Genomic DNA, 21532 nt, shown 5'->3' on the forward strand with positions numbered 1-21532 from the left:
GTCTGAGGCGCCATGCTGGACGCGGATCAGAGGACGGCGCTCTGCGCCTGGATCGGTCGGACCCTGGAGGCCGGGACGGTCGCGCTCGACGACGCGCGGCCGCTGACCGGCGGCTCGATCCAGGAGAACTGGATGCTGTCCTGCCGGGTCGACGGCGCGCCCCGGGGCTTCGTCCTGCGCAAGGACGCGGCCGCCACCATCGCGTCGAGCCGCTCGCGGGCGGAGGAGTTCCGGATCCTGCGCGCCGCCTTCGCGGCCGGCGTGCGGGTGCCGGAGCCGGTCGGCTTCTGCGCGGATCCGGGGGTGGTCGGGGCGCCCTTCGCGCTGATGGGCCTCGTCGCCGGGATCGGGCTGGGGCCGCGGGTGGTCAAGGACACGAGCCTGGGCGGCGACCGCGCGGCGCTCGCCGAGCAGCTCGGCCGCGAGCTCGCCCGGACGCACGGCATCCTGCGGGCGGACGGCCCGGGAGCCGTCCCGGCGGGCGACCTCGCCTTCCTCGGCGCGCCCGAGCCCGAGCCGGCCCTGGCCGAGATCCGCGCGCTCCGGGCGAGTCTCGACGGGATCGGCGCCGCGCGCCCGGCCCTCGAATGGGGCCTGCGCTGGGCCGAGCTCCGCGCGCCGCCCTGTCCCCAGCCGGTCCTGGTCCACCGCGACTTCCGCACCGGCAACTACATGGTCGATGCCGAAGGCCTGACGGCGATCCTCGACTGGGAATTCGCCGGCTGGGGCGACCCGGTCCAGGATATCGGCTGGTTCTGCGCCGCCTGCTGGCGGTTCGGCCGGCCCGACCTGGAGGCCGGAGGCATCGCCCCGCGGGCCGCCTTCTACCGCGGCTACGAGGCCGAGAGCGGGCGCGCGATCGACCCGGAGGCGGTGCACTACTGGGAGGTCATGGCGCATCTGCGCTGGGCGGTGATCGCCCTGGAGCAGGGCCACCGCCACGTCTCCGGTCAGGAGACGTCGCTGGAGCTGGCGCTGACCGGCCGGATGGTGCCCGAACTCGAGGCCGCGATCCTGCGCGAGACCGCGCCCGAGCGGTGGGGAGCCCGATGAGCGAATCCTTCCCGGACGCGCCCGCGGGCGCCGCCCTCCTGTCGGTCGCCCGGCAGAGCCTCCTCGACGAGGTCGCGCCGGCCCTGTCGGGGCGCCAGCGCTACGTCCTGCTGATGGCCGCCAACGCGATGGGCGTGGTCATGCGGGAGATCGCGCAGGCGGGCGCGGCGGCCGGGGCCTGGGAGCGGGCGCTGGGCGGCGCCGAATCGCCGGCCGATCTGGTCGCGGCGATCCGCGCCGGCCGGTGCGACGGGGACGCGGCGCTCCACGCCGCGCTCGTCGAGACGACGCGGATCGCCGCCGGCATCTGGAAGGCCCCGGGCTAGCGATCCCGGGCAAGCGATCCCGGGCTGCCGATCCCGGGCTGCCGATCCCGGGCTGCCGATCCCGACCTCAGTAGGGGCGGCCGGTGCCCCGGCGCCGGTCGTAGCGGCGCCCGAGATAGGCGATGAGCTTCGGCACGATGAAGGCCGTCAGGAGCTTGCGCAGCATCGGTGGGGCCTCCGTCAGCGGGCGCGGCGGGCGAGCCAGCCCGCCGCGAAGGCGAGGGCGGCCAGACCCAGCAGGGTGTTGGTGCGGTTGGCGTCGGCCGTGCGGATCGCCTGCCGGCCGTAATCCGCGCCGCGGCGGCGCACGTCCCGGGCGCGGTCGCGGCCCTCGTCGATCAGGTGATCGGCCCGTCTCCGGGCGGCCTCGGCCAGATGGCGGCCGTCCTCCGCGAGGTCCTCGGCCCGGTCGCGGGCGTGGCCGTAGGCGTACTGCGCCCCGCCGGCCACCTGGTTGACGGCGCCGCGCACCTGGCGGGCCGGGTCACCGGTCAGGCCGCCCAGGGCGGTCTGGGCGCGGCCCTTGAGGTGGCGGGACGCGCCGCGGATCTGGTCGCGGTTCATGCAGCTCTCCTGTTGTCGTGAGGATGGAGCCCCCGCCTCGGGGGGCGGCGGCGCCGGGGTGCCGGCGCCGCGGGACGGACTCAGTGCTTTCCGGTGATCTTGTCGGCGATGGACTTGGCGCCGTCCTTGACGTCGCCGACGGTCTTCTGCGCCTCACCCTTCAGCTCCTGCGCCTTGCCCTCGGCCACCAGCTTGTCGTTGCCCGTCGCCTTGCCGGCCGCCTGCTTGACGTTGCCCACCGCCTCGTTGGCCAGGCCCTTGATCTTGTCGGTCGTGCTGCTCATCGCGTGTGCTCCTGCTTCGCTGGTGAGGCCGGTCTCCCCGGCCGGTGGTGGCCCCCGCATTCCGCGCGGAGGCCGGTGAAGGTGTCAGAGGGCGGTGTCAGACGCGCCGGGTCTCGTAGGCGCCGAGCAGGGTCGCGGGCTTGGGCGCGCCCAGCCGGCCGCCGACATACGCCGCCAGCGCACCCAGGATCAGCGCCAGAGCGGCGTAGAACGCGCCCTGCGTGGCCGCCGACTTCGCCGTCACCGCGGCCGCCTCGGCCTTCTGCTTGGCGCTGGCCACCGCCTGCTCGTACTGCTTCTGGTAGTCGTCGATCTGCGCCTTGGCCTGATCCGGCGTGATGCTCTGCGCCTTGGCCAGGGCGTCGGCGGCGCGGGTCTTGGCCTGCTCCTTCTGGGCCGGGTCACCGGTCAGGACGGCCCTCACCGCCGCCACGGCCGCGTCCTTGGCCGCCTGCGGGTCCTGGCCGGCGGCCTGCTGGCGGACCTTGTCCTCGATGCCGTCCAGCGGGTTCGAGATCTTCGACAGCGACGGCGCCGCCGCCTGGGCGGCGGTCTGCACCGTGCCGCCGACGAGGTTGCCGGCGCCGCCGAGCGCGCTCGAGACCGTGCCGAGCGTGCCGCCGACCAGGCCGCTGGCGGCCGAGGTCAGCAGGTAGAGCACCACCAGGGTCGTCACCGCCCACGAGACCAGCCCGTGCAGGGCGGCCGCGCCCGGCAGGGCCTTGCCCGAGAGCCGCCCGGCGATGAGGCCGCCGGTCAGCGAGGCGACGAGGCCGGAGGCGACGAACCACGCGCCCGCGCCCATCGAGACGGTGGAGGCGGAGGGGTTGTCGGCGGCGGTCGTGCCGACCGAGGCCAGCCCGACGCCGACGCCGACGAGGTTGATGATCACCTGGGTGACCAGCGCGGTCACGGCGCCGGCGAAGATGGCGCCCCAGGAGACTTGGTTGAGCAGGACGGCGCGCGTGTCGGCGTGCGCGTCCGGCGCGAGGGGCGTTGCAACGGTCTGAATGGTGGTCACGCTGTCACTCCGGTGGTGGATCGCAGAAATTCGTGGGACAGCCGGCCCGGACGGCCCAGGGGCGGCCGGGACGCGGCTCAGTCGCGGCGGGCGCTGACGAGCAGGCCGAGGCCGAAGCCCGCGATGCCGGCGATGAGCAGGGCGGCCAGCGGGTACTCGGCGACCTGCTGGCCGACCTCGCGGGTGCCGCGGCGCAGGGCGTGGCTGCCGCGCGCGTAGGCGTCCTCGGCGTAGTCGTACGCCTCCTCGGCCGCGTGGCGGACACCGCGCTCGGCGCGGGCGTACTGGTCCTGCGCGGCGCCCTGGGCGCGGCGGGCGCGGGCCTCGACGTCGTCGGCCCCGAGATCGTCGACGGCGTCGCGAACCCGGCCGCCGAGGTCGCGGGCGGCGTCGGTGACGTGGTCGGCGACGTGGTCGGCCGCGTCGCGCACGGTGTCCTTGGCCTGCCCGTAGAGGGTCTCGGCCTGTCCGGCGGCCTCGCGGGCGCGGCCCTCGACCGAGTCCCGCCGCGAGCCGGTCAGGTCGCCGAACGCGCCCTGCACCTTGCCGCCGAGTTCCCGGGCCGCGCCCGTGATGCGATTGGTATCGACCATGTCGTTCTCCTCCGTCGTCGCGTCTGCGATCGCCTCCGCGATCGCGTTCGTGGTGGGGGGCGCCTCACCGTGAGGCGCCGGGCGAGAGCCGTCAGCGCGGGTCGGAGCCCCTGGACCCGGGTCCAGGGGCCTTCGATCCGGGCTCGTCGCGCTTCTGGCGTCGGCCCTCGGTCTCCGTCCGGGCGTCGCCGGTCAGCTTGCCGATGGCCTCCTTCACCGAGCCCTTGAGATGCTCGGCGGACGGTGTCTTCCTGTCTTCGGTCACGGGCGCCTCGTCATGCGTGAGAAAACCCTGGCCGATCGGAAGATGTGCGTCGGGCGAGCCCGATCAATGGTTGGGTTATACCAGTATGGCGGTATTTATCCGTCAGATATGCTCAGCGGAAATCCGTTCTCGCGTCCCCAGACGACTGCCTCGCTGCGCTTGTGGATGCCGATCTTGCGGTAGAGCGCGGCGCCGTGATTGCGTACCGTGTTGCGCGACAGCCCGAGCTTGCGCGCGATCGCGTCGTCGCTGAGCCCCGAGCAGATCAGGTTGAGGATCTGGCGCTCGCGCACCGTCAGGTTCGGCGCCGCCGCGTCGCCCGCCTCCCGGCCGGGACGGCGCAGGTTCGCCAGCTTCTCGATCAGCCCGCGGCTGAACCACGACGTGTCGGCCATCACCGTCTCGATCGCGTCGAACAGCTCCCGCTCCGTGTGCTTGCGCTCGGTGATGTCCTGCAGGACCAGCAGAACGAAGGCCGTCTCGTTGATCTCGACCCGCTCGGCCGAGACCATGCAGTCGAGGCTCGCGCCGCTCTCGTGGCGCAGGCACACCTCGACGCCCAGCACGTAGCCCTGCCGCGCCAGCGCGGCCTCGACCTGCAGGCGCTGCGTGTCGGCGACCCACAGGCCGGCCTCCTCCAGCGAGCGGCCGACGACGCGGTCCTCGCCCAGGCCGAAGACCCGGCCGAACGCCTCGTTCACGCCCGTGACCTGACCGTCGTCGGCCCGCACCAGCACGGTCGGCACCGGCGTCATCCGGAACGCCTTGGCGAAGCGCTCCTCGCTCTGGCGCAGCGCGGCCTCGGCCTTCCGGCGCAGCTCCAGGTCGGCGAAGGTGAACAGCATGCACGGCTCGTCGCCCATCGCGATCGGCTGGCCGGCGACGATCACGAACCGGCTCCCGCCGTCGGGCAGGTCGAGGCAGGCCTCCATCTGCGGGATCGTGGCGCCCTCGTTGAGCCGCGCGACGGCGAGGTCGCGGTTGCGGGCGCCGGCCAGGACGTCGACCTCGTAGGCGCTGCGGCCGATCACGGCGTCGCGGGTGTAGCCGGTCATCTCCAGGAAGCCGTGGTTGACCTTGACGTGGCGCAGGTCGGACAGCCGCGTGATCACGGCCGGGGCCGGGTTGGCGTTGAAGGTGCGCTCGAACCGCTCCTCGGCCTCGAACTGGTCGGACACGTCCTTGAGGATCAGCGCGAGGCAGCTCGGATTGCCGTCGCGGTCGGTGGCCACCAGGCTGCGCAGCGAGTGGACGAAGTCCATGTCGGGCTTGTCGGCCCGCCGCACCTCGACCACGACGTCGTGGAAGCGCTCGCCCGCGATCACGCGCTCGATCGGGTACTGGTTTGGCGTGATGTGGTTGCGGTAGCGCAGGCAGAAGCGGTCGCGGTAGGCGTCGACGGTGGGGCCGAGCTCGTCGAGGCTCTCGGCGCCGTGCATCGCCAGGGCGGCCTCGTTGGCGTACGTGATGGTCTGGTCGGGCTCGACCAGGATCACGCCCTCGCTCAGGCCGGCGATGATCTGCCGGAGCTCATGCCTGTCGACCCCCGCCGTCACAGCTTCTGCCCCCCGTCACCCGCTCACTGCCCTGTCGGCAGCGGGGCACAAACGGGTTGCGCACAAGCCGGTTCCCTCATCTACGTTATTTTCCTGGTATACGCGCATCATTGACGCGGGCGTTTTGAGCCAAAGATTAATGCTCATACCGCCGCGACGCCGCTCCCGCGCGATCTCGGCGCCCTTCCCAGCAGACGTGGCCATGACGAACGCGCAGGATATTGACCGACCATTGCGGACGCCCGCGGAACACGTGGCCGTCATCTCCGGATCGGGTGCGCGATCCGAGGGCAGTCTGCGAGAACTTTCTTCAGAAGTTGCAGAATTCGATACGGCCTCGCGTTTAAGGCGCCTGCTCGGCCGCCTGTCGGAGGCCGCCGACGCCGCGGAGGCCGAGGGGCAGGTCCCGGCCGGCTTCGGGACGGCGCTGATCGACGCTGTGCCGGAGCTGCGCCGCAGCGCGCTGTCGCTGACCTGTGACGCCATCGCGGGCGACGTCCAGGGGGACGACCTCGTCCGGCTGACCCTCCTGAAGGCCTGGGAGCGCCGGGCGGAGTTCCGGAGCGGCACCGGGATGCCCGCGTGGCTCGTCGCGATCCTGCGTAGCCGCCCCGTCAACGGCCGCGTCGCGCACCGCCTCGCGGCGGCGGATCCGGGGATAGGTCGGCCGGCGCTCCGCGCCGGGCCGGCCGAAGGGCGCGTCGCGGGGCGGCGTGTGTCCTGAGGTGGCGTGCTGAGATGCGCCGGGCCCTCGGCGCCGCGCAATGCCGGGCGAGAAACGCGGCGTACTGGTAAAAATCTCTCATTCACATGAAGGTGTTAGGCTCCATATCGCGGATGTGGAACGCGCCGTGCGCCCTCGGGTGCCTCCGGGTTCCTCGCCGCTTTTCGAGGTTGTGCCGGGCGGATGGCCCTCTTGTCCGGCACGGCCGCGAGGCCGGGCGCCCGCGCCGCTCCGGGCGCGCGTCCGGCCCGTTGCCCTTCCATCCCTGGCCCGTGCCCCGGGTCCCGACGCGCCCTCGGGCGACCCCACCGTTCGCCCACCGTTCGACGGTCCGCCGGCGCGCCTGGCCGCGCGACGGGGCTGCCCGGCGCGGATGATTCCCACCCGAGATCCGAGATCACCGCAGAGGAGACGATGACACGATTTCGCGCTGCACTGCTCGCGCCCGCCCTGGTCCTCACGGTCTGCACCGCGACGGCAGCCGCCGCCAACCGGTTCGACGGGTCCTGGTCGGTCATCGCCACCGCGGAGAGCGGGGGGTGCACGGGCCCTTACAGCTATCCCATCGTCATCCGGGACGGGAACGTGGACGACGCCGGCGACAACGGCGTCGACGCGTCCGGACGGGCCGGAGCCGATGGCCGGATCACCGGCACGATCCGCAAGGGGCTCGCCAGCGTCTCGGTCTCGGGCCGCCTGCGCGGGTCGGCCGGGACCGGCCGCTGGACGCTCTCGGGGCTCGGCGCCTGCGCGGGCCGCTGGACGGCCCGCCGCACCAGCTAGGGGCGCGGTCGGCGGCCGGCACGCGCGACGATCACACGGTCAGGATGGCCCAGCCGTGGGCCGGGAGAGTCACGCGGGCGCCGGGGCCGCCGGCCTCGGCGAGATCGCCGCCGCCGGCCTCGATTGCCCGGGCCTCCGGCACCGGCAGCGTCGCGGCCGCGTCGGCGAGGTTCAGGGCGGTCAGCACCCGCGCGCTCCCGTCGCCCAGCGCGAGCACGATCTGCGCGTTGGCGAGGTGCAGCGCCCGCGCCCGCGCGCGGTGCAGCCCGGCCTGGCGCCGCCGGAGGGCGATCAGGTCCTGGTGCAGCCGGTAGATCGGCCAGCCGTACGGGGCGAGATCCGCGGGCGTCGGCGGGAAGGCCGGCCGGATGGCGTCGTCGCCGCCGACCCGCTCCTCCTTCACGCCGCGGAAGGCCTGCTCGTCGCCGGCGTAGATCGAGGGCGTCCCGCCGCAGGTCAGCAGGAGCGCCAGCGCGTGCGGCAGGTGGCGCTCGTCGGTGAGGCGGCTCGCGATCCGCGTCACGTCGTGGTTGCCCACGAAGGTCAGGGGCGCGAACCTGTCGAGATAGGCGTTGTGCCGGTCCAGGGCGTGGGCCAGCTCGAACAGGTTGCGGTCGTTGAGGGCGCTCCAGATCGCCTTCCACAGCTCGTACTGGGTCACCGCGTCCATGCCGGTGTCCTGGACGATTCGGGCGTAGTCGCCGTGGATCACCTCGCCGACGATGTAGGCCTCCGGATGCGCGAGGCGGACCTGCCGCAGCACCCGCGCCCAGAAGCGCGGCGGCACCGCGTAGGCCGCGTCCAGCCGCCAGCCGTCGGCACCCCGGGCGAGCCAGTGGCCCATGACGGCGGCGACGTGGTCGGCGACGCGCGGGTCGTCGTGGTTGAGCGTGACGAGCTGCCGGTGCCCCTCGAAGCAGGCGTAGTCCGGCTCGATGCCCGGACCGGAGCCCCGCGGCCAGGACAGCCTGAACCAGCCGGCCTGTCCGGATTCGGGCCCGTGCCGCAGGACGTCCTGGAAGGCCGGATGCGCCCGCCCGACATGGTTGAAGACGCCGTCGAGCAGGACCCGGAGGCCGCGGGCACGGGCCGCCGCGATCAGCGCGTCGAAATCGGCCTCGTCGCCCAGCCGCGGATCGATGCGGAAATGGTCGACCGTGTCGTAGCCGTGCGTAGAGGCGGCGAAGATCGGCCCCAGCGCCAGCCCGGACGCGCCGAGCTCGACCGCGTAGTCGAGCCAGCCGTGCAGGTGGGCGAGGCGGTGCGTGACCGGCGCGGCCGCGTCGGCCTGGTCAGGAGCCCCGACGAAGCGGAGGGGAAAGACCTGCCACCAGACTGCCTGTTCGATCCAGGACGCCACCCGACCTCCGTCCGCCGCCAATCGGGACCGAACCCTGTTGCGCCGCGATGGTTGCAGGACCGGCTGCGGGATCTCGGCCGGCCCGGACGCGGCCTTCGACCGCCGGGTTCCGCACCCCGACGAATCGGCGCCGTCCGGGACGCGCGCCGCCGCGGCGCGGGCGAGCGCCGCCGTGGCGCCCCCGTGCGCGGCGCGGCAATCCCCGACAGCTCGGATCCGGACGTGGTGGCAGGCGCGGTCACGGGCCGCGAGCGGCTCGGCATTCGGGATCGGGCCGGTGGCGCGGGAGGATGTCTCCGCGAACCGCCGCTAAGTCCCGACCGCAACAGCGTTATCGCCGCGGCGCCGGGATGCTGACTTGTCACCAGGAAAGCCTGGTGGTGCGGGCAGTCAGGTGCGAACCGGTCTCCAAATCGACTGGCTTTGCTGCCGCGGGAAATGGACTCAAGAAGGCCCATCCTGCGGCACGAAACGGCCCATCCCGCACCGCGAAATGGGCCGTCCAAACCAGACGTCCTCAATCAATCGCGATGGCAGACCGAGGATGGCGCCGAGCCGACGAGCACGCACCGGGTGACGCTTGACATCCACGCGGCGCGGGTGATGCTTCTACGCTCATGAGGAGGCCGCAGCGATGACCCGACGTCCGACCATCCTCGGCCGCAGCTATCTCGGCCATACGGCGACCCGCCGGACGCTACCGGATGTCACCTCAGCCCTGTCCGGTGACAAAGACACCGCTGCACCGGTCATCGCCCGCCGGATCGCCGACCTGGCGCGACGGGAGGGGAGGCCGCGGCCCAGCGGCGAACCTGGTCACTGGACCGGGTTTCGGATCGGCGACGTGGACGTCGAGATCGGAGGGCGGTCGGACAATCGACCGCGGATCGAGGTCCGGTCTAACGGCCAATTCGTCCTGCGCGGACAAGCGCGGGTCGGTGGCGATGGCGTGCGGCGCATCAATGTCCGTTACTGGGACCGGGGACGCTGGCAGCGGAAGCTGTTCCGGAGGCGTGTGCTCCCGCCAACGGACGCGGCGTGACGTCGTCCGCAGTCGTCGGTTCAGGACTGATCCGCCGTGCAACTACGCTCAGCTCCGACACTGTTGATTATGAGATCGATAATAGATAAGTATTGATGTGCTTCCGGGCTTGCGCGATGCGGCTACCGGATGGCCCGAGCTTCCTGAGCCGCGGCGCGAGCCGCCAGGTGCAAACGGCCTACGCGTGATCTCTGCGGTCACCGTGCGCGAACAAGCCCCGCTGGGAGCTTGGATATGAACGTCGCCTGCTCGGCGCGTGTGCCGAGTTCCACCGGGGTAACCCCTGTGGAACATCATGGCTCTCCCAAACCCCCTTGTCCCGAGGAAACGCACCCGCTCGTCTCCGCCCGGCGCTCATGTCGGTGCGGCCCCGGATGCGAGTTCGCCCCCGCAGTTCAGAACGCTGCAGACGCAGTACTGGCCGATTGACCAAGTTAAGCCGTACGCGCGCGAGCTGCGGACTTACCATAAAGACCAGCAGCAGAATCTGCAGCGCAACATCCTGGCGTTCAACGGCCCCGTCGCCCCGATCCTCGTCTCGGGTGACGGTACGATCATCGGCGGTCATGCACTCCACCGCGCGCTGAAGGCGCTCGGCTTCGAGCACGTGCCGGTCACCGTCGTCGACGACCTCGATCCCGTGCAGGTCGCCGCGCTCCGGATCAGCCTCAACAAGATCCAGGAGATGTCGAGCTGGAACGCCGACGCGCTCCGGTACGAAGTTGCCTACATCGCTGAGGTCAATGTCGATCTGCTGGTGAATACAGCCATCCCGACGGTCGAGATCGACGTGCTCCTGCACCCGGATGTGAAAGATGACGCGGCGGACGAGGCCGACGCCCTCCCACCCTCGGATGGGAATGGGCCGACGATCTCGGTGCGGGGGGATATCTGGCTGTTCAAGAACGGACATGCGCTCGCCTGCGGGGACGCGCGCGAGCGCGACGTCTACGCCCGGCTGCTCGGCGCGCGCCGAGCCCGGATGATCGTCGCGGACGTACCTTACAACGTCAAAATTGCCGGTCACGTGACCAAGCGCGCCCTGCGTGAGTTCGCGATGGCCTCGGGCGAGATGACGCCGGCCGAGTTCACCCGGTTCCTGAAGATGATTTTCGAGAACCTCGCGGCGTTCTCCCTCGATGGATCAATCCATCTCGTCTTCATAGACTGGGCGCACATCGAAGAGCTCCTGGGCGCCGGTCGCAGCGTTTACGCCGAGCTCAAGAACCTGATCGTCTGGCATAAGCATCAGGCGGGGCAGGGTTCGCTGTGGCGCTCGCAGCACGAGCTGATCTTGGCCTGGAAGAATGGCCTCGCGCCGCACATCAACAACGTTCAGCTCGGCGCCAACGGGCGCTGGCGCTCGAACGTGTGGGGCTACGCCGGGGCGAATGCCTTCGGGCGCGGGAGGGACAAGGACCACGGCGACCACCCGACGCCGAAGAGCGTCGCGATGATCCAAGATGCGATCCTCGACGTCACCCTGCGCGGCGATATCGTCCTCGACCCCTGCGCCGGTTCGGCGACGACGCTGGTCGCCGCACACAAGGTCAAACGTATTGGAATCGGCATCGAGGTCGATCCCGCCTACGTCGATCTCGGCGTCCGCCGGCTGGAGAAGCTCACCGGCGAGCCGGCGCGCCACGCCGAGACCGGACGCACCTTCGCCGAGACGGCGGCCGAGCGGGCTGGGTCTGGTGTCGACGACGATACGCGGCGCGGGGACGCGGAGGCTGAGCGATGAGCGCGCCGCTCCGCCGCCCGGGTCGAGACACCCGCATCAAGCCGGGGGAGGTGCGCAATCCCTACGGCCGCAACGGTCGACCCAAGCCAGCGGTCGACTTCCTCGACGAGGAGGTCACGCTCTCACTCAACGGCACCGCCGCCACGGTGACCCGGCGCGAAGCGCTCGACCACTTCCTGTTCGTCAACTCCGCCCAGGGCCAGGTCGCGGCGATCCGTCTGCTGCACAAGCTGCACCCGGAGGCTCCGGTCGACGACGAACAGGCTGCCTCGGACTTGTCGCACGAGGAGCGCGAGGTGCTGGAGGCGTTCGTCCAGCAGCAGGCGCGCAAGCTGCGTGGGGGTGGGTCATGATCACCCCCCGGATGATCGATCACCTCGTGCGTACCGACTACATGGTGTTCATCCACCGGGTGTTCCTGACGCTGAACCCCGGTATCCCGTTCGCGCCGAGCTGGCACCTCGACGCGATGGCCGAGGCCCTCGCCCGTGTCCACGACGGGCGGGAGACGCGTCTGGTGATCGCGGTGCCGCCGCGCTCGGGCAAATCGATCATGACCTCGATCGGCTTTGCCGCCTGGCGGCTCGGCCACGATCCCCGGCGGCGCGTCATCTGCGTGTCGAGCGAGGACAGCCTCGTGCGCTCGCTCGCCGCCTCCTTCCGCGCGGTCGTGGCCAGCGAGTGGTACCGCGACGCGTTCCCGGCGTTTCGAATCGCGCGCGGCGGCGACCGCGCCACCGAGACGGTCACGACCGCTGGAGGCTATCGCTTCGGCGTTCCGCTCGCCGGGTCGGTGTTCGGACGTGGCGCCGACCTGATCATCGCCGACGACGCCATGAACCCGCAGGCGGCTCTGTCGGAGACGATCAGGCGACGTGAACTCGGTCTATGGGACACCAAGTTCCCGAGCCGCCTGAACGACAAGCGCACTGGGGCGATCGTCGTGGTGGGGCAGCGCCTTCACGAGGACGATCTCGTCGGTCACCTCACCCGCGAGGACACGGCATGATGCGCCGACGTGGCTGGGCGATGCTGGTGATCCCGGCGATCGCACCGGAGGATGCCGCCTACCGGATCGGGCCGGGCGAGGACGACGTGCACCACCGCAGGGCGGGGGAGGTCCTCCTGCCCGATCGCGAGCCGCTCGATGTGCTCGAGCGACTGCGGGCGGATCTCGGCTCGAGCAACTTCGCCGCGCAGTACGGCCAGGAACCGATACCGCCCGGCGGCAACATCATCCACGACGACTGGCTGCGGTACTTCAACGAGGAGCCCTCCGACCTGGAGCACTTGGTCGCGAGCTGGGATTTGGCCTCCACAGTCACCGAGACGAGCAGCTGGTCGGTCGGCCAGCTGTGGGGGGCGGTGGGCATGCACGCTTACCTGCTCGACCTCGTCCGGGTCCGGCTGGAGGCTCCCGAGCTGCGGCGGCTGATCCTTCAATATACGAAGGCATGGGATCCGCACGTGACGCTGGTGGAGGACACCGAACTCGGCCGCACCCTGGTCCAAGAGATCCAGCGGACCACCGACCTTCGGCCGCGGCTGATCCGCCCACGCGGTGAGAAAACTGCGCGGCTGGAGGCGCACGCGCCGGCATTCGAGGCCGGCCGCGTGCACGTGGCACGGAACTTCGAGTGGTTTGAAGGCTACCGGCGGGAATTGCTGGCATTCCCGTACGGCGCCCACGATGATCAGGTCGACGCGACCTCGCAGGCGTTGAACTATCTCACGCAGCGGAGCGCCCGCGGCCGCGGAACCGTACGTCGTAACATCACGCGGCGGGAGGTGATCCGGGACTGAGCAGCCGACCCACTGCGGTAAGTGGCGCTTGAGCTGTTGAGCAGACGCCACCGTATGAGCTCAGGACGATCGAGATCTTGGGATCAGAAGTAGACGGTCGCGTCACAGTTGCTATGCGCGTGGCTCGAACGTGCACGTCATGGCCGTGCTCTCGTGCGATGGGGCGGATCTGCACCGGGTGACGTACGCACCCCGCACCACCGTCCGCTCGGCGCCGATAATAGGATCGGCGTCGCCGCTCATCAGGCCAAGCCCCGCGCTCAGCAGATCCTGCACCGCTCCCTCCGCGATCCCCGGCTCGAGTGTTTTGATCAGGCTGGCCACTTTGCCGACGAAGCCAAACAGGTTCATCGGGTCCGCCCGGTCGCCGGTGAGCACGATGCTCGATGCCTTGCCGGCTCCTCTGACCACCGACAGCCCGAGCTTCGAGCTGAACGAACCGCGCACGAGGTCAAGCTTGCGGAACGCCTCGACCGACTTGCGGAACGGGGCGTCGTCGAACCGGCAAACGTAGTTCATGCCTTGCTCGGCGCAGTCCTCGATGCCGCCGTCACCATCACCGCGCAGGCGCGTGTCGTACATCCGACGGAAGCTCGGCGCGTCGAAGGCGAAGGTCGTCGTAGGACCGGTCGCCGGCCGGCTCTCACCGTCGCCGGGCTCGTTCTGGCTCATCTCACGTGGAGGCATCGGGGCCGGCGGTCGTTGTTCGGCCGCTTCACGCAAGGCACGATCACGGTACCCCGCCGCGGCCCGCGCCTGCGCTTCTGCACGTCCGGCCTCTGCCTCCAGGCGTCGGACGTCGTCCTCGGGGCCGGCGGCGGGTAGGTCCGCCTGCCGGCGTGCCGCCTCGATCCGCGCCTGCGCTAGGTCCCGCCGGGCTTGGAGCTGAGCCGCCTGCCGCGCCCGCTCGGCGCGCGCGGCCGCCACGATCTGCGGCACGCGCGTCTCGAGCTCTCGTGCTTGGCCCCTGACCTCGGCGGCGAGATATGGGTTCACCCGGGCCGCCGTCCGCTCGCACGCGGACAAGATGGCGGGGAGGGCGGCGAGATCCGTGTCCGTCCAGTCGCCGGCGAGCTTGCCGAACGGCGCCTGGAGGCCGCCCCCGGCCAGGACGAACGCCAGGGGACCGGCCGCACTGGCGCAGCCACCCTGCGCGTCGATGTAGGTCTGGACGAAGCTCTGTCCTGCCCGGGCATCCGATGGGGCAAGCGAAGCCAGAGTGAGAGCTGTCGCGAGCTGTACGCCGGTGTGCCTGCTCCGCATCCTCATAGCTGCCCTTCCGTCGCGTGCCCGGGCGAGCCGCCTGACCGGCGTGCGCCTCGGTGACTCGTGTGGCTCCGGTAGGCGGTCGCAGTCCAGCAAAATATCCGACTTTTGGATATTCGAATATCGGTTCTAGTCGAGCTGGCGGTTCTTACCCGCACGGCCCGGCATGGCGCGCACACTCGGTTCAGCTCGGCACGCGCGTCTGATCGAGCTCGTCGTACGTGCGCGGGAGGCGGCAGGCCTGACCCAGGCGGAGGTGGCAGGCCGGCTCGGGCGACACCAGCCATTCGTGTCGAACATCGAGAGCGGCGAACGACGGGTTGATCTGATCGAGTTGCTCGATCTGGCTGCGATTATCGGCCTGGACCTTAATCATGTTGTCGAGGAGCTCACCCGCGTCCCTTCGAAGTAGAGCGCAGGATCAGCACCAGTTCGCAGCCCGTCCGTGATCGTGAGATGAGACGTTGAGGACAAGCTTGCGAATATGGGGAAGGTGGACTTACGGATGCCTAAAATCGTGGATTGTTTACCCCGCATTCTACGGCTGAAATCTGACGTTCGGCTCGGCGCTCACCCCCGGCCATTCAGCTATCTGCGACTGTGTCCCGTAAGCAGATGCTAATGCCGACTGTCGACCGTTCGCATAAGGGAAAGTTATGGCATATTATAATTTAAGTTCTGCTAGCCAAATTATCTAGATACCAGCATACCAGGCATAGCCCTGGTCTTCCCAGTACCCGCCCTTGCCCTGGCCGATGTGCACGAAGGTCTCGACAACCTCGATGCGCATTACGTACTTGGCCTGCTTGTAGCCGAGGTTGCGCTCCAGCCGCAGCCGCAACGGTGCGCCGTTGGCAACCGGCAGCACCTGCCCGTTCAGCTCGTAGGCCAGGATCGTCTGGGGGTGGAAGGCGTCCACGAGGTCGATGCTCTCATAGAAGCGCACCGGTTCGGATGCGCTGGCCGCGCTATCGTCGTTTGCCTGCTGGCCGCCTGCGTCACGCTTGCTCTCGCCGCCACCCGACTGCTTCGTCATGGCCGGATTGGCATTGCCGGCAGGTGCGTTGCCCTGCTCGGTATCGGCCTCTGCACCCGCGGCATCGTCCTCGCCCTGGTCCATGGTGTCGGCGCAGTGAAACACGACGTAGCGCGCCTGCGGCTTCAGCACCGCGCGGTTGAGGAGGTCTGATAGCGGCACCCCGGTCCACTTGCCGATAGCGCTCCACCCCTCGACGCAGTCGTGCCGGGTGATCTGGGTGCGCGACGGCAACTCGCGCAGCTCCGCCAGGGACAGCCTGAACGGCTTCTCAACCAGCCCACCGACCTCCAGCCGGTAGTGTACGAATTTGTGCTTCGCCAGCGCCTTGTAGGCCTTGTCCGGCGGATCCTCGGTGCCGTTCGGCTTGAACCAAGGCGAGATGTCGGGCTCGGCATACTCGGGGGCCAACGACCGCTCGGTCAGGAGCAGCCGCTGCACGAACAGGTTCGCGTCCTCGCCGGTCTTGAGCGTGCGCCGGAACCACTTGACCTCGCCGAGCCGATCGCAGCCGCCGAGCAGCGCGGTGCTAGCCATGGCGGTGGCGCCGAGCAACAGCGTGCGTCGGTTGGGCGGCCCCGTCATGGCATCCCTCCCACGTTCTCAGGATCGGATACTGACTCGACCTTGCGCTCAATTACGAACCAGCCGGTGAGCATGCCGCGCATGTTGTTCCAGAACCCGGACAGCACTACGAACGCGACGTGGACGACCACGAATAGAACGAGCAGGCCGGCGACGACGAAGTGCACCGTGCGCGCCGATTGCCGCCCGTCAAACAGGGTCAGCAGGAACGGGAAGGCCGCGTCCATGGCCGGCGACATCGCCAGCCCAGCCAGCACCTGCACCGGCAGCAGCACGAACAACACCGCGGCGTAGGTGAGCTTCTGGATGACGTTGTAGCGTTTGGCTTCATCCCCTTGCGGGAAGCGCAGTGTCAGATGCTCCCACACCGAGGCGCCGAAGTGCCGGACCTGGTCGCGCTGCGGAACGACGCGGAAGCGCAGTTGCCCGCTCAGCAGACCGTAGAGCAGGTACAGGACCCCGTTCAGGACGAAGGCCCAAGCGAAGAAGAAGTGCCAGCTCCGGCCACCAGTGAGGTCCTGATCACTCGGCAGGGTCAGCCACGATGGGAAGCCGCGGTCCGCGGGCTCGCCATCGGTACCGGGCGAGGATCCAAGATAGCCGGTGGTGTCGAAGGTGCGGCCCAGCACTGTGGCCGTTCCCTTCGGCGGGTCGTCCACGGTTGAGGACATGGCCAGCAGCGGTGTGTCGAAGGTCGAGGCCTTGCCCCAGTACAGGGCTGGGTGGGCGTTGAAGATCTGCAGGCCACTCATCAGCAGGACGAGCAGGCAGAGTGCGTTGATCCAGTGGGTCACCCGGATCACGGCGGGGTGCCGGAACATCCAGCGCCGCCGCACGACTTCACCGAGGTCCGGCGCAGAGCGCTTCAGGTAAGTGCGGGGCAAGAAGCGAGTTTCCATGGGATGCACAGACAGCGCGGCGGCCGACTGCACAGCCGCTCCGCCGCGCTCCAGGCGACCGCTTACATGCGGTGCATCATGCGGCGGCGCATCATCCGCTTCCGCATCATGCGCTTCTTCATCATCATGCGATCGCCGCGCATCATCTGCACCTGCGTGATGCCAGACTGATCAGCCTGTAAGCTGTTGACGGACATCGGGGCAGCTGACACCGAACCAGCACCGAGGGCGACGCCGCCAAGCAGGGTGGCGGCGGCAAGTGCGAACGTCATCTTCTTCATGCGAGATCTCCTTCAGAACACGGACTGATCGCCCGCATGGATCATGTAAGCCTACAACGCTCGCCTAAGTTCCTGAGTAAGAACGAGTCTCATCCGGAACCCATCAAATGATGGGTTCGACAAACCTGCTGCTACGGATGACTGTGCCAGAAAATTTCATGTGCCAATCAATTTTCTTACATCATGCGATTATTTTCGAGCCTAGAACGATTTCCCGACCGCTTTCTAATCTACATTATTGGCGAGCTTGGCCGGCGCATCGCAGCCTCTTTCGCGGCGGCACGATGTCGCCGAAATTGGGAGGTGCTCGTGATCCGCTCGGCTCAACCAGAATACGATACTGACTATGAGGCCGTAGCGCGCTCGCGGTGGGCTACTTAAGACGGTCGGCATCCTCGCCGCCTCGACGGCCTTCCTGGAGCTAAACCTCGCGGAAGCCTTCGCCCAGCGTGGCGCCACGCTCGCCGGGGGCACGGTCGACCTCGGCCAGGGCGATTTCGCCGTGCTGAACTACGCCTACGCCTTGGAGCAGTTGGAGGCCGCCTTCTACACCCAAGTGCTGCAGCAGCCCTACCGCGGCTTCAATCCCTCCGACGAGCAGAGCCTTACTGGGATCCAGCAGCACGAGGTCGCCCACCGCGAGTTCTTCCGCTCCGCACTCGGGGGCAATGCCATCCCGGACCTGCAGGTCGACTTCGGCCGGGTCAATTTCGCCAGCCGCCAGAGCGTGCTCGGCACCGCCCGCACCTTCGAGGACCTCGGGGTGGCCGCCTATAATGGCGCCGGTCAGCTCCTGCGCAACCCGGACTTCCTGGCCAAGGCAGGCTCGATCGTCTCGGTCGAGGCGCGCCACGCCGCCACGATCCGCGACATGCTCAATCCTTACAGCGCGGCATTCGCCGGCAACGATATCGTGGACGGCAACGGCCTCGACCGCGCGCTGGTGCCCTCGCAGGTGCTGCCCAGGGTAGTGCCTTTCGTCCTCACCCCGGTCAGCGCGAGCCAACTGCCGTGATCGCCCCGCCCACGCTCGCCCCCAGCACCGAGGACGCCGTTATGACCGCATCGATCGCCCCAGCCATACCCGTCGCTCCCACCGTGATCGAGACCCTCGACCCTGATCTCACCGCCCGGATGACATCACGCCGGGGCCTGTTCACCCGCGCCGCCGGCACGCTCGGAGTGCTCGCCAGCGCACCGACGGTGTTGGCGGTAGCTTCCACCGAGGCGTTCGCGCAGGCCTTGCCGGGTCAGGTGGTAGACGTGCTCCGGTTCGCCCTGACCCTGGAGTACCTGGAGGCAGAGTTCTACCGTACGGCGCTGGCTACGCCGCATCTGATCCCGGCGCGCTACCGAGCTGTGTTCACGCAGCTCGCACGGCATGAGGCCGAGCACGTGCGCCTATTGCAAGGGGCGCTCGGCAGTGCCGCCATTCCGCCGCCGGCCTTCGATTTCACGGGCAAGGGCAAGTACCCGGACGTGTTCGCCAACTTCGACACGTTCACGACGCTGTCGAGCACGTTCGAGGATCTCGGGGTGGCGGCGTATAAGGGTCAGGCCGGCAACCTGCAGGGCACGCCGGTGCTGACGACGGCGCTGCAGATCCACTCGGTCGAGGCGCGGCACGCCGCTGAAGTACGGCGGGTGCGCGGCTTCGTCGGCTGGGACGGCGCTTTCGATGCACCGCTGACCAAGGCCGCGGTGCTAGCTGCGGCCGCGCCCTTCCTGGCCGGAGGTGTTTGAAGGCACTGCACTTCGGTGGCGCGGCACCAGCCGCGCTGCTCGGCTTTATTCGGGGATGAGTTTGCCCATGTAAACCACCGACCGGGTCGGCTGCCCGGTTGACGAGCTACCAAGCGGCTCAACCGCGATCGCTATCGCCCCGTCCGGCGAGGCTCCAGGCGGCAGCGTCAGCCGGCTCGGCGGCGCCCTGGAGGCCGATTAGTTTCGGCCTTGCAATGTCGACATACCAGGTTTCGGGTTCCGGCCCGCAGGCGCTTCGGCAACGATCGGACTGACCTGCGCCTTGCCGGTGCGCAGGTCGACCCGAACGATCAATGCCAGGAGCGCTCCGCCGCGCTGGTTGGTATGCAGCGAGTTAGCTAATCCTTGCCGTTCGCATGCTTCAGGGCGTTCACAAGCCCGCGATGCACTCGGCTCTCGGCATGTTGCCGGATGTTGTGCTCGTTGCCCCCGCTTTGAGACGGGGGACTGAACGAGAACCCGAGGAAGACAAGCCATGGCCACCAAGCACAAGGATGCCGAGCACCATACGAGCGCTGCCGATCACCACGAGCACGCTGCGCGTCACCATCGTGAAGCTGCCAAGCACCACGAGAGCGGCAACCACGAGAAGGCGGCGCATCACGCCCACACTGCGCATGGCCACACGCAGCACGCGACGCATCACGCTTCCGAGGCCAGCAAGCACCACTCCGAGCAGCACGGGAAGTAGGCGCTAATCCTAAGGCCGGGATGCAGCCGGTTGGCTGGTCCCGGCTCGTCGCGTAGCCCAGTCGTTCTGGGCCATCTGAGTTCACGCTGACCATCCTTGCAGAACCGGACCGTCAGACGCGCGCCCGATGCGTTCGCCCGATGTTGACCGGGCTCATCATGCTCGGTCGGATATCCGGACCCTGGAGCGGACCGCGCCGGAGCGGCGAGTGTGATGCACGCCGAGGCTGTTAAGGTGTCGTTAACTACAACTTCTGAAAACAACCTGTGTCAAACAGGAGCGCTCCGGTGGCCAAAACCAACCCGCAACAGCTCAGCGATATTCACACTGGTACCCGGGCTGGCATCCATTCAGGGGTGCGAAAAGCCTATGCCGGCATTCTCAGCGAGCCGCTGCCCACTGAGCATATTGACCTTCTCCTAGCACTGCGCCGGCGCGAGAGAGCCAGCCATCGCACGGATTGAGAATGGTCAATGCGCGAGGGATGGTGGCGTTGTGAGTGCAAGGTGCGTCTCGACCAGCAGCGCTAATGGTAGCCACGGCTTGTCGAGCTTCGTCACTGCGATGGGTAGCGGCTTCTGATCGAGTTGTTCTGTGGCGAGAATGACCGGAATGCCGGGCCACAGCAGACCGAGCGCCTGCGCCAGACCAAAACCATCCATCGTCCCATCGAGGTGCTGATCGGCGACCACCAACGCCACCTCGCCACCGCGCTGCTTGAGCACGGACACCGCCTGCTCGCCGCGGTCGCAGCAGATCACTTCCAGCGCGCTGGCACGCAGAAGCGTTGCGGCCTGCTCCGTCATGGTGGGGCATCGGCCCACGACGACCACGAGGGGTGCCGTCGCGATTGTCTCGGTAGGCGGATTTTCGAGATGGGCTAGCAGTTCAAGTAGCGGCTGTGGCCAAGTCTCGCACTCACTCACGGGCATCAACTGCGCGAGACCGTGGGCGACGGCCTGAAGAAGGGGATTACTGAGCGCCCGCGAAGAGACGAGGTGACAATAGCTAATCTGCTGCATACCTCTTCCGTCCGCTCGGATGGGCCCCCACCCGCTCGGCACGGCCCTGACTGACCTGTGTTAACTCCTGAAGGCAAAATAGCGATGAACGTCGACGGTTGCATGGAACAGGTCAGAAAATTGGCTACTAGGGTGTGGGGCGGCCCACGCACCTGATCCTCAGTCTCCAACAGGTTTCCAGCCTGCCCAGCCTACGCTTTCGTGCGTTCGAAGGAGGGCGGCCCGGCTACTACCTGACCAACCCGAACCGCGGCGACCGCATCCTCCTGCGGAAGGAAGCCGACGACCTGTATGTGGCGGTTGATGTCGGCCCGCATGACAACGTGTTGCGGCGCTGGAACAGGTAGGGGGGGAGGGCTGTCTCAGGTTCAGCGGATTGAGGCGCGAGCCACCTGATGAACACGCCCAAGGCGAACAGGGCCATTGCCAGTGCGATGGGTGGCGAGGCCCGCTGCGTCCAAGCTGACGCCTTCGCTGCGGCCATCCTGCCGGCCATCGTCCAGGCTCGCGCGGCTGGTGCCGCTTCGTATCAGGAGGTCGCCGACGCTCTAGACGCCCTTGGCATCCCAACTGCACGAGGCAGTCAGTGAAACCGTGTTCAGGTACGGCGCATCGAAGTGCGGATGACACGATAGAAAGAAGGCCACCCCCGAAGGAGTGGCCCAAGTCTAGGGAGGAAACGCCCAGTGAAGGGCTACAGCGCAGCGACGCTGGCGCTATCGCTTTGCTGCAATGCGACAACCGTTGGTGCGGTGCAGGGTTCCTGGCTGCGGGCCGCTTGAGCATTTCACGGGTTGGGCTACTCACACAGACGTCTCTAACGTCCGGTCCCCATCGGACCCCATGTAGGTTCGGAACCAAGGCCTGAGC

26 protein-coding genes are annotated in these 21532 nt (G+C 68.8%); 14 read left to right on the plus strand and 12 right to left on the minus strand.

All coding sequences use genetic code 11. The features are described 5' to 3' along the window. Window positions 1–12: 12 nt before the first annotated feature. Both LOK46_RS23945 and LOK46_RS23950 read left to right on the plus strand, forming a co-directional pair. Entirely contained in the window at window positions 13–1053 is a 1041-nt protein-coding gene (locus LOK46_RS23945) for a phosphotransferase family protein (protein WP_273560867.1), read from the plus strand. Beyond that, complete coding sequence (locus tag LOK46_RS23950) at window positions 1050–1379, plus strand: DUF6285 domain-containing protein (protein WP_273560868.1); 330 nt, start codon at window positions 1050–1052, stop codon at window positions 1377–1379. Before LOK46_RS23945 ends, LOK46_RS23950 begins: the two co-directional genes overlap by 4 nt. 180 nt (window positions 1380–1559) lie before the next feature. Here the strand turns inward: LOK46_RS23950 and LOK46_RS23955 are convergent, their stop codons facing one another. The 6 genes from LOK46_RS23955 to LOK46_RS23980 all read right to left on the minus strand — a co-directional run bounded on the left by LOK46_RS23955 (window position 1560) and on the right by LOK46_RS23980 (window position 5662). Further along, complete coding sequence (locus LOK46_RS23955) at window positions 1560–1943, minus strand: CsbD family protein (protein WP_273560869.1); 384 nt, start codon at window positions 1941–1943, stop codon at window positions 1560–1562. Window positions 1944–2023: 80 nt separating this feature from the next. Beyond that, complete coding sequence (locus LOK46_RS23960; RefSeq protein WP_273560870.1) at window positions 2024–2227, minus strand: CsbD family protein; 204 nt, start codon at window positions 2225–2227, stop codon at window positions 2024–2026. A 97-nt stretch (window positions 2228–2324) separates the two neighbouring features. Beyond that, entirely contained in the window at window positions 2325–3248 is a 924-nt protein-coding gene (locus tag LOK46_RS23965) for a PhnA-like protein (RefSeq protein WP_273560871.1), read from the minus strand. Window positions 3249–3325: 77 nt separating this feature from the next. Further along, on the minus strand, window positions 3326–3841 hold the full coding sequence (locus LOK46_RS23970; protein WP_273560872.1) for a CsbD family protein: 516 nt from the start codon (window positions 3839–3841) through the stop codon (window positions 3326–3328). Window positions 3842–3932: 91 nt separating this feature from the next. Further along, a complete protein-coding gene (locus LOK46_RS23975) occupies window positions 3933–4106 on the minus strand; it encodes a CsbD family protein (RefSeq protein ID WP_273560873.1) in 174 nt (57 codons plus the stop codon). A gap of 95 nt (window positions 4107–4201) precedes the next feature. Then, on the minus strand, window positions 4202–5662 hold the full coding sequence (locus tag LOK46_RS23980) for a helix-turn-helix transcriptional regulator (protein WP_273560874.1): 1461 nt from the start codon (window positions 5660–5662) through the stop codon (window positions 4202–4204). Between the two features lie 253 nt (window positions 5663–5915). On the opposite strand from LOK46_RS23980, the gene LOK46_RS23985 reads away from it, so the two are divergent. Together LOK46_RS23985 and LOK46_RS23990 are read left to right on the plus strand one after the other, a co-directional pair. Further along, window positions 5916–6386, plus strand: coding sequence for an RNA polymerase subunit sigma-70 (locus LOK46_RS23985; RefSeq protein WP_273560875.1), 471 nt, complete (start codon window positions 5916–5918; stop codon window positions 6384–6386). A gap of 414 nt (window positions 6387–6800) precedes the next feature. Continuing rightward, window positions 6801–7169, plus strand: a complete 369-nt coding sequence (locus LOK46_RS23990; RefSeq protein WP_273560876.1) for a hypothetical protein — start codon at window positions 6801–6803, stop codon at window positions 7167–7169. A 31-nt stretch (window positions 7170–7200) separates the two neighbouring features. Here the strand turns inward: LOK46_RS23990 and LOK46_RS23995 are convergent, their stop codons facing one another. Beyond that, the gene (locus tag LOK46_RS23995; RefSeq protein WP_273560877.1) at window positions 7201–8529 is read right to left on the minus strand and encodes an alpha-amylase family glycosyl hydrolase; all 1329 of its coding nucleotides are present in this window, start codon (window positions 8527–8529) and stop codon (window positions 7201–7203) included. A 634-nt stretch (window positions 8530–9163) separates the two neighbouring features. Between LOK46_RS23995 and LOK46_RS24000 the strand changes: the two genes are divergently transcribed. The 5 genes from LOK46_RS24000 to terL all read left to right on the plus strand — a co-directional run bounded on the left by LOK46_RS24000 (window position 9164) and on the right by terL (window position 13118). After that, window positions 9164–9571, plus strand: a complete 408-nt coding sequence (locus LOK46_RS24000) for a hypothetical protein (RefSeq protein WP_273560878.1) — start codon at window positions 9164–9166, stop codon at window positions 9569–9571. 295 nt (window positions 9572–9866) lie between these two features. Next, a complete protein-coding gene (locus tag LOK46_RS24005) occupies window positions 9867–11315 on the plus strand; it encodes a DNA modification methylase (RefSeq protein WP_273560879.1) in 1449 nt (482 codons plus the stop codon). Further along, window positions 11312–11668, plus strand: a complete 357-nt coding sequence (locus tag LOK46_RS24010) for a hypothetical protein (protein ID WP_273560880.1) — start codon at window positions 11312–11314, stop codon at window positions 11666–11668. Before LOK46_RS24005 ends, LOK46_RS24010 begins: the two co-directional genes overlap by 4 nt. Window positions 11669–11679: 11 nt before the next feature. After that, the gene (locus tag LOK46_RS24015) at window positions 11680–12324 is read left to right on the plus strand and encodes a hypothetical protein (RefSeq protein ID WP_273560881.1); all 645 of its coding nucleotides are present in this window, start codon (window positions 11680–11682) and stop codon (window positions 12322–12324) included. Beyond that, window positions 12321–13118 carry a phage terminase large subunit gene (terL, locus tag LOK46_RS24020; protein ID WP_273560882.1) on the plus strand — a complete coding sequence of 266 codons (798 nt, stop codon included), beginning with the start codon at window positions 12321–12323 and terminating at the stop codon, window positions 13116–13118. The genes LOK46_RS24015 and terL overlap by 4 nt, the downstream gene beginning before the upstream one ends. Before the next feature lie 111 nt (window positions 13119–13229). Here terL and LOK46_RS24025 read toward each other — a convergent pair whose 3' ends face one another. Beyond that, a complete protein-coding gene (locus tag LOK46_RS24025; protein ID WP_273560883.1) occupies window positions 13230–14387 on the minus strand; it encodes a hypothetical protein in 1158 nt (385 codons plus the stop codon). A 163-nt stretch (window positions 14388–14550) separates the two neighbouring features. Here LOK46_RS24025 and LOK46_RS24030 point away from each other — a divergent pair, with 163 nt between their 5' ends. After that, window positions 14551–14796 carry a helix-turn-helix domain-containing protein gene (locus tag LOK46_RS24030; RefSeq protein WP_273560884.1) on the plus strand — a complete coding sequence of 82 codons (246 nt, stop codon included), beginning with the start codon at window positions 14551–14553 and terminating at the stop codon, window positions 14794–14796. Window positions 14797–15078: 282 nt separating this feature from the next. Here LOK46_RS24030 and LOK46_RS24035 read toward each other — a convergent pair whose 3' ends face one another. From LOK46_RS24035 to LOK46_RS24045, 3 genes are all read right to left on the minus strand, one after another. Continuing rightward, entirely contained in the window at window positions 15079–16005 is a 927-nt protein-coding gene (locus tag LOK46_RS24035) for a molybdopterin-binding protein (protein ID WP_273560885.1), read from the minus strand. Then, entirely contained in the window at window positions 16002–16904 is a 903-nt protein-coding gene (locus LOK46_RS24040; protein WP_273564681.1) for a cytochrome b/b6 domain-containing protein, read from the minus strand. The genes LOK46_RS24035 and LOK46_RS24040 overlap by 4 nt, the downstream gene beginning before the upstream one ends. Window positions 16905–16966: 62 nt before the next feature. Beyond that, the gene (locus tag LOK46_RS24045; protein WP_273560886.1) at window positions 16967–17185 is read right to left on the minus strand and encodes a hypothetical protein; all 219 of its coding nucleotides are present in this window, start codon (window positions 17183–17185) and stop codon (window positions 16967–16969) included. A 502-nt stretch (window positions 17186–17687) separates the two neighbouring features. On the opposite strand from LOK46_RS24045, the gene LOK46_RS24050 reads away from it, so the two are divergent. From LOK46_RS24050 to LOK46_RS24065, 4 genes are all read left to right on the plus strand, one after another. Further along, window positions 17688–18200 (plus strand): ferritin-like domain-containing protein, encoded by a 513-nt coding sequence (locus LOK46_RS24050; RefSeq protein ID WP_273560887.1) that lies wholly within the window; start codon window positions 17688–17690, stop codon window positions 18198–18200. 41 nt (window positions 18201–18241) lie between these two features. Beyond that, window positions 18242–18928 (plus strand): ferritin-like domain-containing protein, encoded by a 687-nt coding sequence (locus LOK46_RS24055; protein ID WP_273560888.1) that lies wholly within the window; start codon window positions 18242–18244, stop codon window positions 18926–18928. A 496-nt stretch (window positions 18929–19424) separates the two neighbouring features. Continuing rightward, complete coding sequence (locus LOK46_RS24060; protein ID WP_273560889.1) at window positions 19425–19640, plus strand: hypothetical protein; 216 nt, start codon at window positions 19425–19427, stop codon at window positions 19638–19640. 287 nt (window positions 19641–19927) lie between these two features. Beyond that, window positions 19928–20104, plus strand: coding sequence for a hypothetical protein (locus tag LOK46_RS24065; protein WP_273560890.1), 177 nt, complete (start codon window positions 19928–19930; stop codon window positions 20102–20104). Window positions 20105–20110: 6 nt separating this feature from the next. Here LOK46_RS24065 and LOK46_RS24070 read toward each other — a convergent pair whose 3' ends face one another. Beyond that, entirely contained in the window at window positions 20111–20446 is a 336-nt protein-coding gene (locus tag LOK46_RS24070) for a response regulator (RefSeq protein ID WP_273560891.1), read from the minus strand. Between the last annotated feature and the right edge of the window lie 1086 nt (window positions 20447–21532).

It is taken from the genome of Methylobacterium sp. NMS14P, from assembly GCF_028583545.1.
Lineage (GTDB): Bacteria > Pseudomonadota > Alphaproteobacteria > Rhizobiales > Beijerinckiaceae > Methylobacterium.